General features: G+C 62.7%; 16 protein-coding genes and 1 pseudogene. 5 read left to right on the top strand and 12 right to left on the bottom strand.

Going from position 1 to position 14705, the window contains the following annotated elements:
* Positions 1–143: 143 nt before the first annotated feature.
* The gene (gene xerD / locus AB5975_15630) at positions 144–1040 is read right to left on the bottom strand and encodes a site-specific tyrosine recombinase XerD (GenBank protein XDR18123.1); all 897 of its coding nucleotides are present in this window, start codon (positions 1038–1040) and stop codon (positions 144–146) included.
* A gap of 68 nt (positions 1041–1108) precedes the next feature.
* On the opposite strand from xerD, the pseudogene AB5975_15625 reads away from it, so the two are divergent.
* Positions 1109–2913 (top strand): annotated as a pseudogene (locus AB5975_15625) (cation:proton antiporter).
* 3 nt (positions 2914–2916) lie between these two features.
* Here the strand turns inward: AB5975_15625 and AB5975_15620 are convergent.
* The 6 genes from AB5975_15620 to ffh all read right to left on the bottom strand — a co-directional run bounded on the left by AB5975_15620 (position 2917) and on the right by ffh (position 6995).
* Positions 2917–3324, bottom strand: a complete 408-nt coding sequence (locus AB5975_15620) for an acyl-CoA thioesterase (protein XDR18122.1) — start codon at positions 3322–3324, stop codon at positions 2917–2919.
* A 94-nt stretch (positions 3325–3418) separates the two neighbouring features.
* Positions 3419–3769, bottom strand: a complete 351-nt coding sequence (rplS, locus tag AB5975_15615; protein ID XDR18121.1) for a 50S ribosomal protein L19 — start codon at positions 3767–3769, stop codon at positions 3419–3421.
* 42 nt (positions 3770–3811) lie between these two features.
* Entirely contained in the window at positions 3812–4564 is a 753-nt protein-coding gene (gene trmD / locus AB5975_15610; GenBank protein ID XDR18120.1) for a tRNA (guanosine(37)-N1)-methyltransferase TrmD, read from the bottom strand.
* Positions 4565–4567: 3 nt separating this feature from the next.
* Positions 4568–5104, bottom strand: a complete 537-nt coding sequence (gene rimM, locus AB5975_15605) for a ribosome maturation factor RimM (protein XDR18119.1) — start codon at positions 5102–5104, stop codon at positions 4568–4570.
* Positions 5105–5109: 5 nt separating this feature from the next.
* Entirely contained in the window at positions 5110–5361 is a 252-nt protein-coding gene (gene rpsP / locus AB5975_15600) for a 30S ribosomal protein S16 (protein ID XDR18118.1), read from the bottom strand.
* A gap of 257 nt (positions 5362–5618) precedes the next feature.
* Positions 5619–6995, bottom strand: coding sequence for a signal recognition particle protein (gene ffh / locus AB5975_15595; GenBank protein XDR18117.1), 1377 nt, complete (start codon positions 6993–6995; stop codon positions 5619–5621).
* Between the two features lie 229 nt (positions 6996–7224).
* Here ffh and AB5975_15590 point away from each other — a divergent pair, with 229 nt between their 5' ends.
* The 3 genes from AB5975_15590 to AB5975_15580 all read left to right on the top strand — a co-directional run bounded on the left by AB5975_15590 (position 7225) and on the right by AB5975_15580 (position 10822).
* A complete protein-coding gene (locus AB5975_15590; protein ID XDR18116.1) occupies positions 7225–8034 on the top strand; it encodes an inner membrane protein YpjD in 810 nt (269 codons plus the stop codon).
* A gap of 9 nt (positions 8035–8043) precedes the next feature.
* Positions 8044–9249 carry a transporter associated domain-containing protein gene (locus tag AB5975_15585; protein ID XDR18115.1) on the top strand — a complete coding sequence of 402 codons (1206 nt, stop codon included), beginning with the start codon at positions 8044–8046 and terminating at the stop codon, positions 9247–9249.
* 274 nt (positions 9250–9523) lie between these two features.
* Positions 9524–10822 (top strand): MFS transporter, encoded by a 1299-nt coding sequence (locus tag AB5975_15580; GenBank protein XDR18114.1) that lies wholly within the window; start codon positions 9524–9526, stop codon positions 10820–10822.
* A 32-nt stretch (positions 10823–10854) separates the two neighbouring features.
* Here the strand turns inward: AB5975_15580 and purT are convergent, their stop codons facing one another.
* From purT to AB5975_15555, 5 genes are all read right to left on the bottom strand, one after another.
* Complete coding sequence (purT, locus tag AB5975_15575) at positions 10855–12036, bottom strand: formate-dependent phosphoribosylglycinamide formyltransferase (protein ID XDR18113.1); 1182 nt, start codon at positions 12034–12036, stop codon at positions 10855–10857.
* 76 nt (positions 12037–12112) lie between these two features.
* The gene (locus tag AB5975_15570) at positions 12113–12580 is read right to left on the bottom strand and encodes a VUT family protein (protein ID XDR18112.1); all 468 of its coding nucleotides are present in this window, start codon (positions 12578–12580) and stop codon (positions 12113–12115) included.
* 64 nt (positions 12581–12644) lie between these two features.
* Positions 12645–12842: a DUF1289 domain-containing protein gene (locus AB5975_15565; protein XDR18111.1), complete on the bottom strand. Its 198-nt coding sequence runs from the start codon at positions 12840–12842 to the stop codon at positions 12645–12647.
* Entirely contained in the window at positions 12832–13356 is a 525-nt protein-coding gene (locus tag AB5975_15560) for a gamma carbonic anhydrase family protein (protein XDR18110.1), read from the bottom strand. Before AB5975_15560 ends, AB5975_15565 begins: the two co-directional genes overlap by 11 nt.
* Before the next feature lie 44 nt (positions 13357–13400).
* Positions 13401–14000 carry a CoA pyrophosphatase gene (locus AB5975_15555; GenBank protein XDR18109.1) on the bottom strand — a complete coding sequence of 200 codons (600 nt, stop codon included), beginning with the start codon at positions 13998–14000 and terminating at the stop codon, positions 13401–13403.
* A gap of 123 nt (positions 14001–14123) precedes the next feature.
* On the opposite strand from AB5975_15555, the gene AB5975_15550 reads away from it, so the two are divergent.
* Positions 14124–14681, top strand: coding sequence for an NUDIX hydrolase (locus AB5975_15550; GenBank protein XDR18108.1), 558 nt, complete (start codon positions 14124–14126; stop codon positions 14679–14681).
* Positions 14682–14705: the final 24 nt, after the last annotated feature.

The following is a 14705-nucleotide window of genomic DNA, read 5'->3' as shown; positions in this document are numbered from 1 at the left end:
GAAGGCGGACAGGGGCCGGAGGGCGCCACCTGCGGAAAATACGCGGTGACCGTGCGGCCCTTGGTGCAAACCGCCCAAGCCTACCACATCACGCTGCCGGTGAAGGGGCTGGCAAGGACCGGCCGGCGGAACATGAAAAACATTCATCCACGCGGGTGGTGCTGGGCGTGCAACTGCTGCAGGCGGGCCTTGGCGACGTGGGTATAGATCTGCGTGGTCGACAGGTCGCTGTGGCCCAGCAGCATCTGCACCACACGCAAGTCGGCACCGTGGTTGAGCAGGTGGGTGGCGAAGGCATGCCGCAAGGTGTGCGGCGACAGCGGCTTGTCGATGCCAGCAACCCGGGCATGATGCTTGATGCGGTGCCAGAAGGTCTGGCGAGTCATCTGCTCGCCTCTCAGGCTGGGGAACAGCACGTCGCTGGGGCGGCCGTTGAGCAGTTCGGCGCGGCCATCGCGCTGGTAGCGTTCCAGCCACACCACCGCCTCTTCACCCATGGGCACCAGGCGCTCCTTGCTGCCCTTGCCCATTACCCGCAGCACACCCTGGCGCAGGTTGACCTGGTCGAGGGTCAGGCTGACCAGCTCGGTGACGCGCAGGCCGCAGGCATAGAGCACTTCGAGCATGGCACGGTCGCGCTGGCCGATGGCTTCGCCCAGGTCCGGTGCCTGCAGCAGGGCTTCGACATCGGCTTCGGAGAGTGACTTGGGCAGTGGTTTGCCCAGTTGTGGCATGTCGACCTGCAAGGTCGGGTCGATGGCCACCAGCCTTTCCCGCAGCAGGTAGCGGAAAAAACCACGCAGGCCGGACAGGAAGCGCGCCGTGGAGCGCGGCTTGTAGCCTTGGTCGAGGCGCCAGGCCAGGTGATCGAGGATAAGCTCGCGGCCGGCATCCGGCAGCGACACTGCCTGCTCCTGCAGCCAGCCATTGAACAAGGCCAGGTCACTGCGGTAGGACACTCGGGTGTTGTCGGACAGGCCTTTTTCAAGCCACAGGGCGTCGAGAAACTGGTCTATCAGGGGGTGATCGAGGGCGGGCATGAAGACTCGGTGGCAAACGGCGAATTGACGCTTAGTCTTTCATAACACTGCAGGCATAGGGAGCCCGTATGAGCGAACAGCAGATTCTTCTCAGCGTCGGCGGTATCGGTGCCGCCGCGCTTGCCTGCCAATGGCTGGCCTGGCGCCTGAAACTGCCGGCGATTCTGTTTCTGCTGCTGGCCGGGATCATCGCCGGCCCGGCACTGGGCTGGCTCGATCCCGAAGCACTGTTCGGCCCGTTGCTGATGCCGCTGGTGTCGCTGGCAGTGGCACTGATCCTGTTCGAAGGCAGCCTGACCCTGCACCTGTCGCAGTGGCGCGAGATCGGCAGCGTGGTGCATCGCCTGGTCACCGTGGGTGCCCTGCTCACCTGGCTGGTGATCGCCCTGGCGACCCACTGGCTACTCGGGTTCGACTGGCCGCTGTCGATTCTGTTCGGCACCCTGACCCTAGTGACCGGGCCCACGGTGATCGTACCCATGCTTCGCGTGGTGCGGCCAAAGTCGACGATCGCCAACATCCTGCGCTGGGAGGGGATCATGATCGACCCCATCGGCGCGCTACTCGCCGTGGTGGTGTACAGCTTCATCATCGCCAGCGCCGATGGCAACGGGCTGAGCCAGAGCCTGACCACTTTTGCCGGGGTGATTTTTTGCGGCACAGCCTTGGGCGCGGCCGGCGGGTGGCTGCTGGGCAGATCATGCGCGAGCAGTGGCTACCGGAGTACCTGCACAACCTCGCATCGCTGGCGGCGGTACTGGGCATTTTCATCGCCGCCAACCAGATCATGCATGAATCCGGGCTGCTGGCGGTGACTGTGATGGGCATGTGGCTGGCCAACATGCGCGGGGTCGATGTGCGACAAATCCTGCACTTCAAGGAAAACCTCAGCGTACTGCTGATTTCCGGCCTGTTCATCCTGCTCGCCGCGCGCCTTGACCTGCATGCCCTGCTAGGCCTCGGCCCTGCGGTGCTGGCCTTGTTGCTGGTGATCCAGCTGGTGGCACGCCCGCTCAACGTGTGGCTGTCCACGCTGGGCTCGACACTCAGCTGGCGCGAGCGCGCACTGCTGGCCTGGATTGCGCCCCGCGGCATCGTCGCAGCCGCTGTTTCCGCTATCTTTGCCATCCGCCTGCACCAGGCCGGCCACCAGGACGCCCTGCTGCTGGTGCCGCTGACCTTCGCGGTGATCATCGGCACGGTGGTACTGCAAAGCGCCACGGCCAGGCCGCTGGCACGCCTGCTCAAGGTCGCCGAACCAGCACCCAGCGGGTTTCTCATCGTCGGTGCCAACGAACCAGCCCGCGCCATCGCCAAAGCCCTGCAGCAGCTGGGCTGCCGGGTGTTGCTGACGGACTCCAGCTGGGAAAACATCCGCGCTGCGCGCATGGACGGTCTTCCGACCTATTTTGGCAACCCCGCCTCGCAGCATGCCGATGCCCACCTGGACCTGGTCGGCCTCGGGCACTTGCTGGGCCTTTCTCCCGCTGGCGAAATCAATGCCCTGGCCTGCGCAAGGTTTCGCCATGATTTCGGGCACGGGCGGCTGTTCGTGCTGGCCAGCGGCCTGGAGAAACAACGTAGCGACAAGCACCGGGCGGCCGAGGAGCATCGTGGCCATCTGCTGGGGGCCAACCCGATGACCTACCTGCAACTGGCCAACCGCCTGCATCAAGGCGCCGAGTTGTACAGCACCAACCTCACCGAAGGCTTTGGCTGGGATGCCTACCAGGCACTGCATGGCGAACGTGCACTCCTGCTGTTCGCCCGCGATGGCCATGGCTGGGTGCATGTAGCCAGCCCCGACAACCCGCTGCAGCCGCAACCGGGCTGGACCCTGGTGGCGTTGATCGAGCCAGCGCCAGAACCCTGATCTTCAGGCGCTTGGCAGCACGGGCACCGGGCGCTTGTCCTCGTCGATGGCGACGAAGCTGAACACCCCATGGATCGCCCGCTCACGGCCGTCCAGGTACATGTTCTCGACAAACACATCCACCTGCACCTGCAAGCTGGTATTGCCGACCTTGATCACCGTCCCCACCAGCTCGACGATCGAGCCCGCCGGGATCGGGTGCTTGAAGTCGATGCGGTCGGTAGAAACGGTCACCAGCGGCAGGCGGCAGAAGCGCGTGGCGGCGATGAACGACACTTCGTCCATCCAGGCCAGTGCGGTGCCGCCGAACAGGGTGTTGTGGTGGTTGGTGGTGTTGGGGAACACCGCCTTGGTCACGCGGGTCACCGACAGCTCGGTGCGGCGCTGGATTTCCTGGTCTCGGGTAGTCATGGCAATCACATCTTCGGGGTTTCAAAACGCAAAAAAGCAGCCCGAAGGCTGCTTTTTTCTCGCTAGGCGGCCTCGGCCACCGGGCAAACTGTACTCAGGACAGTTTTTCCTTGATGCGAGCGGCTTTGCCGGACAGGTCGCGCAGGTAGTACAGCTTGGCTTTACGCACGTCACCACGACGTTTCACGGCCAGGCTGTCGATTTGCGGGCTGTAGGTCTGGAAGGTACGCTCTACGCCAACGCCGCTGGAGATCTTGCGCACGGTGAAGGCGCTGTTCAGACCGCGGTTACGCTTGGCGATAACGACGCCTTCGAACGCCTGCAGACGGGAACGCTCACCTTCCTTCACTTTAACCTGAACGACAACGGTGTCGCCTGGTGCGAAGGTCGGGATTTCCTTGCTCATCTGCTCGGCTTCGAGCTGCTGGATGATCTTGTTGGTCATGCTGTGCTCCTAAGATGGATACGTGATCCACCATCGATACGTTTAACTATCGTCCCGCTCGCGGAGATATTCCTCGAGCAGCTTCTTCTCTTCTCCAGAAAGCGAGCGACTTTCCAGAAGATCGGCGCGTCGTTCGAAGGTCCTACCAAGGGACTGCTTCATCCTCCAACGCCGGATATGTGCATGGTTGCCACTTAGCAACACGTCGGGAACACGCTGATCCGCATACACCTCAGGTCGGGTGTAGTGCGGGCAATCGAGCAGACCGTCGGTGAAGGAATCTTCTTCCGCCGAGTCCACATGCCCTAAAGCTCCGGGCAGCAGCCGCGTAACCGCATCGATCAGTACCATGGCCGGCAGCTCGCCACCGGAAAGCACATAGTCGCCAATCGACCACTCCTCATCGACATGAGCCTCGATAAAGCGCTCGTCGATGCCTTCATAACGACCGGCGATCAGGATCAACGATTCCTGTTCGGCCAGGCCTTTGACCGCCTGCTGAGTCAGCTTGCGGCCTTGTGGCGAAAGGTAGATCACCTTTGCCGCAGCTCCGGTCGCTTGCCTGGCGCTAACCAGGGCATCTTCCAGAGGCTTGATTTTCATCACCATGCCCGGACCACCGCCAAACGGCCGATCATCTACCGTGTGGTGACGATCTGTGGTGTAGTCCCGCGGGTTCCAGCAAGTTACCTGAAGCAACCCCTGTTTCACCGCGCGGCTGGTAATGCCGTACTCCGTGATGGCCGAGAACATCTCGGGGAACAACGTGATGACGTCTACGCGAAGGTTACCCATCGTTTAGAAGTCCGCGTCCCACTCAACCCGCATCACGCCTGCTTCCAGGTCGATTGCCAGCACGCATTGCGCCGTATAGGGCAACAGACGCTCGCGATCATCCAGGCTGCCTGCGCAGGGTTTGACCACCATTACATCGTTCGCACCGGTCTCCAACAGGTGATCGACCTTGCCGAACAGGTGTTCGTCCTGGTTGATGACCTTCAGACCGACCAACTGGTACCAGTAGTACTCGTCGGCAGCCAGGTTGGGCAAAAGGCTCCGCGCAATGCAGATTTCGTAACCGCTCAGAAGACGGGCTTCATCGCGATCTTCGAGGCCTTTGAGCTTCACGACCAGGCCCTTTTGGGAGCCACGACCGCTGACCAGCTCGACCTGCTTTACCTTGCCTTCGTGCCGAAGCGTCCAGCGCGGATAATCCAACAGGTTTTCAATCGGATCGGTAAAGGAATACACCTTCACCTCGCCGCGAACGCCGTGAACCGAAAAAATCTTGCCAACGACGATCAGGTCGTCAGCCTTTTCTGGCGTCGCGTTCATACTGTTCAGGCAGCGGCCTTGGCAGCTTCCTTCAGCAGCTGAGCAACACGCTCAGACGGCTGTGCACCCTGGCTCAGCCAGTAGGTGACGCGCTCTTGGTTGACCGACAGTTTAACTTCGGCGCCAGCAGCGATCGGGTTGAAGAAACCTACGCGCTCAACGAAACGGCCATCACGGGCGTTACGCGAGTTGGTCACGGTCAGGTGGTAGAATGGGCGCTTTTTCGAGCCGCCACGGGCCAGACGGATGGTTACCATGTGAACATCGTTCCTATAGTCGGTGCTGCAGTTGATACAGCAGCTGGTACTGCAAATCTGAATGCCAAATAGGCACACGGGTGCCCAAAAGGCCGCATATTCTCGGGGAATACACGGACATTTGCAAATGACTTTTTCGGCAAGGCCATGCCCTACCGTCCAGATTTGCCGGTTGTGCCGCGAAATCCGCGGCCGTTACCCCACTACAGCGGGGGTTCTGGGCGCCAGCCCGACGAAAGGCAGGCACCCGGAATAAGTTACAGCTTCGGCATACCGCCGCCTGGCAGCATCCCGCCCAGGCCGCGCATCATCTTGGCCATGCCGCCTTTGGCAGAGAATTTTTTCATCATCTTCTGCATCTGCTTGTGCTGCTTGATCAAGCGGCCGATGTCCTGCACCTGGGTACCGGAACCCAGGGCGATACGGCGCTTGCGCGAACCGCTGATCAGGTCAGGGTCACGGCGCTCGGCCGGGGTCATGGAGTTGATGATCGCTTCCATCTGTTTGAACTGCTTCTCGGCGGCGCCCTGGGCGTTGCCCATCTGCGACAGGTTGACCCCGCCGATGCTCGGCAGCTTGTCCATCAGGCCACCGAGGCCGCCCATGTTCTTCATTTGTTGCAGCTGGTCGCGGAAGTCTTCGAGGTCAAAGCCCTTGCCCTTCTTCAGCTTCTTGGCCAGCTTGTCGGCCTTGGCCTTGTCGATGGTCTGCTCGGCCTGCTCGATCAGGCTGAGCACGTCACCCATGCCGAGAATGCGCGAAGCGACGCGATCGGGGTGGAACGGCTCGAGAGCCTCGGTCTTCTCACCCATACCGATGAACTTGATCGGCTTGCCGGTGATGGCACGCACCGACAGCGCAGCACCACCACGGGCGTCACCGTCGACCTTGGTCAGTACCACACCGGTCAGCGGCAGCGCCTCGCCAAAGGCCTTGGCGGTGTTGGCGGCGTCCTGGCCGGTCATGGCGTCGACCACGAACAGCGTCTCGATTGGCTTGACCGCGGCGTGCAGCGCCTTGATCTCGTCCATCATGTCGGCGTCGATGTGCAAACGGCCGGCGGTGTCGACGATGACCACGTCGATGAACTTCAGCTTGGCTTCACGGATGGCCGCTTCGGCAATGGCCACCGGCTTCTGGCTGATATCGGACGGGAAGAAGGTGACACCGATGTCGTTGGCCAGGGTTTCCAGCTGTTTGATCGCCGCCGGGCGATAAACGTCGGCGGACACCACCATCACGCTCTTTTTCTTGCGCTCTTTAAGGAAGCGCGCCAGCTTGCCGGCGGTGGTGGTCTTACCGGCGCCTTGCAGGCCGGCCATCAGCACCACGGCAGGCGGGGCGGCGTTCAGTGCGAGGTCTTCGTTGGCCGCGCCCATCAGGCTTTCCAGCTCGGCCTGGACGATCTTCACGAATGCCTGGCCCGGGGTCAGGCTACGCGAGACTTCGGTGCCGACCGCACGTTCCTTGACGCTGTTGACGAAATCCTTGACCACCGGCAGGGCAACGTCGGCCTCGAGCAGGGCCATGCGCACTTCGCGCAGCGTGTCCTTGATGTTGTCTTCGGTCAGCTTGGCCTTGCCGGTGACATGGCGCAGCGTCTGTGACAGGCGGTCGGTCAGGTTTTCGAACATGGTGATCCTTTCAGGCCCAGTAAAAGCCGAGGTTTGTCAGGCGCCCAGGGAAATACACACCCGCCGGGCACAGCAAGGCGGCGATTATAGCGAAGTGCGGCGGCGGCGCACACCTTGGGAGATATTCGGTGGCTTTACCCGCGAATGCCGCGACGCGGCCTACCAGTCTTCCTAGAGCAGCGGAATCTATGCCAAACTCCGTCTCTTTAAGGCTCGCCAACCAGGACTTATGGTCTCCTCTCCCAGCCTCATCCCCAACCTGATCGCTGCCGGCCTATATATAGCTGCGGCCATCTACCAGGGCTCGTACCTGGCCCAGGGCCGCAAGGCCGACAAGCGCCTGCTTGGCCTGCTGGGCGCCGTCGCGGTGCTGGCCCAGGCCGGCGCGCTGTTCTTCCAGTTGATCACCCCGCTGGGCCTGAGCCTGGACTTCTTCAGCGCCGCCAGCCTGATCGCCGTGGCCGTCATCACCCTGACCCTGCTGGCCTGCCTGCGCATACCGGTAGAAAACCTGCTGTTGTTGCTGTTCCCGCTGGGCGCGGTGACAGCGTTGCTGGCGCAGTTCGCACCACCCGGCACGGTGCCACTGATAAACGAAGAACCGGGCATTCTCGCCCATATCCTGTTGTCGATCCTGGCCTATGGGCTGTTCACCATCGCGGTTTTCCAGTCACTGCTGTTGCTGCTGCAGGACCGCCAGTTGAAGAACAAGCACCCGTCCGGGCTTATCCGCAACTTCCCACCGCTGCAAACCATGGAAAGCCTGCTGTTCGGCTTTCTCTGGGCCGGCTGGTGCCTGCTGTCGCTTTCGTTGATCTCCGGCTGGCTGTTCCTCGACAACCTGTTCGCCCAGCACCTGGTGCACAAGACGTTGCTGGCCTGTGTCGCCTGGGTGGTGTTCAGCGTGCTGCTGTGGGGCCGTACCCGCCTGGGCTGGCGGGGCCACAAGGCCATCCGCTGGACGCTGGCCGGTTTCTGCCTGCTGATGCTGGCCTATTTCGGCAGCAAGCTGGTTCGCGAATTCATCTTGCATATCTGACGGCCGCCCATGGACACCCTGCCGTACGCACCGCTATTCGGCACACTGGCACTGGCCCTGTTGTGGTCAGCACTGTTCACCGCCGTGGATGCCGCCCGCTTGCAACTCAATGGCACGCAACGCGCTGGCGAAGATGGCCAGCCCATGCTGCCAGCCCAGGCCCTGGTGCTGTGTGCCAGCCTGGGCAAACTGCTGGTACTGGGCCTGGCCTGCCTGGTGGGCCAGCGCTACAGTGGCGAGCACGGCTTCTGGCTGGCCGGTCTGGCCGCCACCCTCAGCTTGCTGGTGTTCGCCGAATACCTGCCGCGGCGCCTGGCCCGGCGCAACCCGCAGGCGTTCGTCAGCCTGGGCACCAGCCTGCTGAAAGTCCCCCTCGCCCTGCTGCAGCCGCTGGCCTACCTGCTGGACGGCTTCGCCAAGCTGCTGCTGCGCCCGTTCCGCGTACAGCCCACAGCCGTGGCCTTGCATGCTCAGGAATCGGATGACTTCGACGACGACGAGGAACACGAACCACCTCGCCACGGCCTGCTCGACGGCCTGCAGTCGCTGGACAAGGTCACCGTCAACGACATCCTGGTGCCACGTAACGAAGTGGACGGCATCAACCTCGACGAGCCGATCGGGCGCATCATCGAGCAGTTGATCGTCAGCCGCCACACCCGCCTGCCGGTCTACCACAACGACATCAACCAAGTCGAAGCCATCCTCAACACCAAGCTGATCAGCCACCTGCTGCCCAAGGCCGAGCTGACCCTGGATGCGCTGCACAGCGCCTGCTACGAACCCTATTTCGTACCCGAAAGCACGCCCCTGCAAATGCAACTGCTGAACTTCCACAAACAACAACGCCGCTTGGGCGTGGTGGTGGACGAGTACGGCGAGGTACTGGGCATCGTCACCCTGGAAGACATCCTCGAAGAGATCGTCGGCGAGTTCGAGGACGAGCAAAGCCTGGAAAACCCTCACGTGCACCCGCAGCCCGATGGCACCTTCGTCATCGACGGCACGGCTTCGTTACGTGAAATCAACCGCACCTTGGGCTGGCACCTGCCCTGCGACGGTGGGCCGAAAACCCTCAACGGGCTGGTTACCGAAGCGCTGGAAAGCATCCCGGAGAGCGCTGTTTGCCTGAAGATCGGCCGCTATCGCCTGGAAATCCTCGAAACAGAGGACAATTGTGCCAGCAAGGTACTGGTGTGGACCGTGACCCGATAGCTATACTCGGGTCACGCTTACCCAGCCCCGCCGTCACGCCTGCTACCCGCACCCGGCGCTCCACGGCCAGTCCGCTCCACTGACACGCCCCGCGGTCCTGCTTCAACACCCCGAACAGTGCCCGCCCCGCCCCTATCCCCCTTGGGCTATCGTCAGTCGGGCGCGCACAACAACAAAACGCTCCGGCGCCCGCGCAACCGTGCCTGCCCTTTGCATTGCACGCCGACGCTGGCCAAGCCCATGGAGCCGGACCAGACTGTTAGGGACCTACTTAATGACAAGCAGCACCTATGCCCAAGCGCCTGCCGCGCCGGTCAACTCGCCTGCGCGGGTCGCCACCGCCAGCTTCATCGGCACCGCTATCGAGTTCTACGATTTCTACGTCTACGCCACTGCCGCAGCCCTGGTGATCGGCCCGGTGTTCTTCCCGTCCGAGTCGGGCACCGCGCAAATGCTGGCTGCCTTCCTCACCTTCGGTATCGCCTTCCTCGCCCGCCCGCTGGGCTCGGCGTTGTTCGGTCACTTTGGCGACCGCATTGGCCGCAAGTCGACGCTGGTCGCTTCGCTGCTGCTGATGGGCGTTTGCACCACGGCCATCGGCGTACTGCCGGGCTACGACAGCATTGGCATGTGGGCACCGATCATCCTTTGCCTGCTGCGTTTTGGCCAAGGCCTGGGCCTGGGCGGGGAATGGGGCGGCGCGGCCCTGCTGGCTACCGAGAATGCCCCTGAAGGCAAGCGGGCCTGGTTCGGCATGTTCCCGCAGCTAGGCCCTTCGATCGGCTTCTTGGCTGCCAACGGGCTGTTCCTGACCCTGGCCTTGGTGCTCAGTGACGAGCAGTTCCGTGAGTGGGGCTGGCGTATTCCGTTCCTGCTCAGCGCCGCGCTGGTGCTGGTGGGCCTGTATGTACGCCTGAAGCTCGAAGAAAGCCCAGTGTTCGCCAAGGCCGTTGCCCGCCATGAGCGGGTGAAAATGCCGGTGGTCGACCTGTTCTCCAAATACTGGCTGCCAACCTTGCTGGGCGCTGCGGCCATGGTGGTGTGCTACGCGCTGTTCTACATTTCCACGGTGTTCTCGCTGAGCTATGGCGTGACCACGCTGGGCTACAGCCGCGAGACGTTCCTTGGCCTGCTGTGCTTCGCAGTGGTGTTCATGGCCCTGGCCACACCGTTGTCGGCGTGGCTCAGCGACCGCTACGGGCGCAAGCCGGTGCTGATCGTGGGCGGCCTGCTGGCGATCGCTTCGGGCTTTACCATGGAACCACTGCTGACGTCGGGGTCGACCACGGGCGTGGCGCTGTTCCTGGCCATCGAGCTGTTCCTGATGGGCGTGACCTTCGCACCGATGGGGGCACTGCTGCCTGAACTGTTCCCGACTCATGTGCGTTATACCGGGGCTTCGGCGGCGTATAACCTGGGCGGCATCGTCGGCGCCTCGGCGGCACCGTTCTTTGCCCAGAAGCTGGTGAGCATGGGCGGCTTGAGTTGGGTGGGGGGTTATGTGTCGGCAGCGGCGGTGATCAGCCTGATTGCTGTGCTGTGCCTGAAAGAGACTCGCAATACCGAACTGTAAGCAATTGGGGCCGCGTTGCGGCCCCAGTCGAATCAGAACTCTACCTTGACCGCCTGCGAAGCGCGGGTCGCCTTGGCCCGCGCCAGCTCCACCGACTCGTCACGCGCCAGGCACACGCCCATACGGCGGGTACCATTGATTTCCGGCTTGCCAAACAAGCGAATGGCGGTATCGGGCTCGCTCAGCGCCGCCCCCAGGTTGGCGAAGCTGGTCTGCTGCGACTGCCCTTCCGGCAAGATCACTGCCGAGGCCGACGGACCAAACTGACGCACCACTGGAATCGGCAGGCCAAGAATGGCGCGGGCATGCAGGGCGAATTGCGACAGGTCCTGGGAAATCAGGGTTACCAGCCCGGTGTCATGCGGGCGCGGCGACACTTCGCTGAACCACACCTGGTCACCCTTCACGAACAGCTCTACGCCAAACAGGCCGCGACCACCCAAGGCATCGGTGACCGCCTTGGCCACGCGCTGCGACTCAGCCAGCGCCTTGGGGCTCATGGCCTGTGGCTGCCAGGATTCCTGATAGTCGCCCTTCTCCTGACGGTGGCCGACAGGTTCGAGGAAGGTGGTGCCCCCCACGTGGCGCACGGTCAGCAGGGTGATCTCGTATTCGAAGTCGATGAAGCCCTCGACGATCACCCGGCCTTTGCCAGCGCGGCCGCCTTCCTGGGCGTAGTCCCACGACTTCTGCAGGTCGGCATCGCTGCGCAGCAGGCTCTGGCCCTTACCCGACGAGCTCATCACCGGCTTGACCACGCACGGGTAGCCCACGTCGGCAACGGCCTTGGCGTAGTCCTCGAAGGTGTCGGCGAAGTGGTACGGCGAGGTTGGCAGGTCCAGCTCTTCGGCAGCCAGGCGGCGGATGCCTTCGCGGTTCATGGTCAGTTGGGTGGCACGCGCGGTCGGTACTACGTTGAAGCCTTCGTTTTCCAGCTCGACCAGGGTGGCGGTGGCGATGGCTTCGATTTCCGGAACGATGTAGTGCGGTTTCTCGGCCTCGATCACCGCGCGCAGGGCAACGCCATCGAGCATGTTGACCACATGGCTGCGGTGCGCCACCTGCATGGCCGGGGCATTGGCGTAACGGTCGACGGCGATTACTTCGACGCCCAGGCGCTGCAGCTCGATCACCACTTCCTTGCCCAGCTCGCCACAGCCGCAGAGCAGTACACGGGTCGCGGTGGGCGACAATGGGGTTCCGATACGGGTCATTTCAGGTCCTCGAAGGCATCCGGGGCCGCACCAGGCTTGGTGTGGCCCGCTGAAAAAGGACCGCTATTCTACACCATCAACCCGCGACGGCAGCCCGCCGGGCGCGAAATGCCATGGCCAGCCACACGGCGGTGACACCGGCGAACTTCGAGGCCATGGCCGTGCCGACCACCGCCGGGGTCAAGGCCCCGATCATGCCGAAGAAGATGAAGGTGTCCACCGGAATACTCAGCGCCGAGCTCAGCCACAGGCGATCGCGCAGCGGCCGACGGGTGATGCTGAACACCAGCCAGTCGATCAGCTCGGAGATGAAGAACGCAGTGGCACTGGCCAGCGCGATGGCCGGCTCGGAAGTGACATACGACAGCACCAGCGCCACCAGCATGGCGACCAGGGCACCGTGACCGAAGCGGGTCTGCACCATGTCGCGCAGGATGAATACCAGGCCGCCCCAGGCAGACCAGATGATGTCCAGGTGCGGGGCACTGGAGAAGGCGTAGTTGATCAGCACTACGCTGCTGATATAGGCAATCAGATAGAACATGGCGGGTCATCTGTGGGCAAGCCCTACAGAGTACCGCTAGCCCCCTCGACAGGCAACGCCGCGCCTAGAGGACGAGCCCGGCTTGTACTGCGCGCTCATGGCACAACTTCAGCACCGCCCGGCGCTCGTCATTGTCCATCCGCCCCCAGCGGCCGATTTCGGCCACGGTACGCTGGCACCCGGTGCAGATATCCTGCTCATCCAGCGCGCAAATGCTGACGCACGGCGAGGCCACCGGCCGCTCTACCCTTTCACTCATCATCAACCACCAACTCACGTGCATAACGCTGGGCATTGTGCACGTAATGCGCGGCGCTGGCTTCCAGCATGCGCTTCTGCTGCTCGGTCAATTCGCGCACGACCTTGCCCGGCGAGCCCATCACCAGCGAACCGTCTGGAATTTCCTTGCCCTCGGGGATCAGTGCATTGGCGCCGATGATGCAGTGCTTGCCAATGCGCGCACCATTAAGGATGACGGCATTGATACCCACCAGGCTGTAGTCGCCTACCGTGCAGCCATGCAACATGGCGTTGTGACCAACGGTCACCCCCTTGCCCAAGGTCAGCGGTGAGCCCATGTCGGTGTGCATTACCGTGCCATCTTGCACGTTGCTGCCCTCGCCGATGTCGATCAGCTCGTTATCGCCGCGCAGCACCGCGCCGAACCACACGCTGGCATCGGCTTGCAGGCGCACGTTGCCAATCAGCGTGGCATTGGGGGCAGCCCAACTGGTGGGGTGGGTTTCGACGCGCAGGTTACCCAGGCGGTATTTCATGAACGCTCCTCAGGCTGCAACGCAGACGACGGGGTAGGCCCCGTTCAGTTTTTGATGTAACGCTCAGGGGGCTGGTGCAAGCTGATGCCGGCATCGAACAGCACGTTGACCAGCTCGACGATCATGATCGCCGACAACCCCCAGATCTTGTATTCACCGTAGCGATAGCTTGGCACATACCAGCTACGTCCCTGGTAATCGATACGGTGGGTATGGTCACGCGGGTCCTGCCGGAAGAACTCCAGCGGTACGGTGAATACTGCCGCGATTTCGGCGTCGTTGGCGCGGTATTCGACGAAGTCGGGGATAAGCCCGACGAATGGTGTCACTTTCAGGCCATGCAGTGAAATAAGCGGGCTGAGCGGGCCGATCACCTCTACCAGGCCAGGCGGCAGGCCGATCTCTTCCTCGGCTTCACGCAGGGCGGTAAATACCAGGTCTGGGTCTTCCGGGTCACGCCGACCACCGGGAAAGGCGACTTCACCGCCGTGGGTAGACAGCCCCTTGGCGCGCAGGGTCAATACCAGTTCGGGCGCTTCGCTGCGGGTAATGGGCAAGAGAACCGCCGCTTCGGGAAACCGTCGGTCGGTTTCCAGTGATGCGGGGTGATGGTTGCTCATTCGGCGAAGTAGCTCGTCCAGCATTGCGCACGCTCATGTCCAAGGCCTGTCTTGCATGATGCACGAAAGCCGCGAAGCACCCAAGCCCCAGCGCTTGCGGCGGCACGGTGGCCGCGCCAAGATAGCCGTGAACATAAGGATCTACACATGAAATTCTGCAGCGCGTGCGGCCAACCGGTCACTCAACAGATCCCCCAGGGCGACAGCCGCCTGCGGTATGTCTGCGAGTCTTGCCAGACCATCCACTACCAAAACCCCAATATCGTTGCCGGTGTATTGCCGACCTGGGGCAGCCAGGTGCTGCTGTGCCGGCGCGCCATCGAGCCGCGTCGGGGCTTCTGGACCCTGCCCGCCGGTTTCATGGAAAACGGCGAAACCCTCGACCAGGCCGCCCGTCGCGAAACCGTCGAGGAAGCCTGCGCCAGGGTCGGGCCAACGTCGCTGTATCAACTGTTCGATTTGCCGCACATCAACCAGGTGCATGTGTTCTTCCGCGCCGAATTGACGGACCTGGACTTCGCCGTCGGTGTCGAAAGCCTGGAGGTGCGCTTGTTCGAAGAACATGAGATACCGTGGGGCGAGCTGGCTTTCCGCACCGTCACGCGCACACTAGAATGCTACTATCGCGACCGCCTCGGGCAGCATTACCCCATAGGTCATGAATACCTGCCGCCGATGAGCGTCACGACCACCACCTCTACATAGAAGAAGCCTTCAGGGATACCGTTA

It is taken from the genome of Pseudomonas putida (assembly GCA_041071465.1).
GTDB classification, from domain to species: domain Bacteria; phylum Pseudomonadota; class Gammaproteobacteria; order Pseudomonadales; family Pseudomonadaceae; genus Aquipseudomonas; species Aquipseudomonas putida_P.
This window is presented reverse-complemented; position numbering and strand designations above follow the sequence as displayed.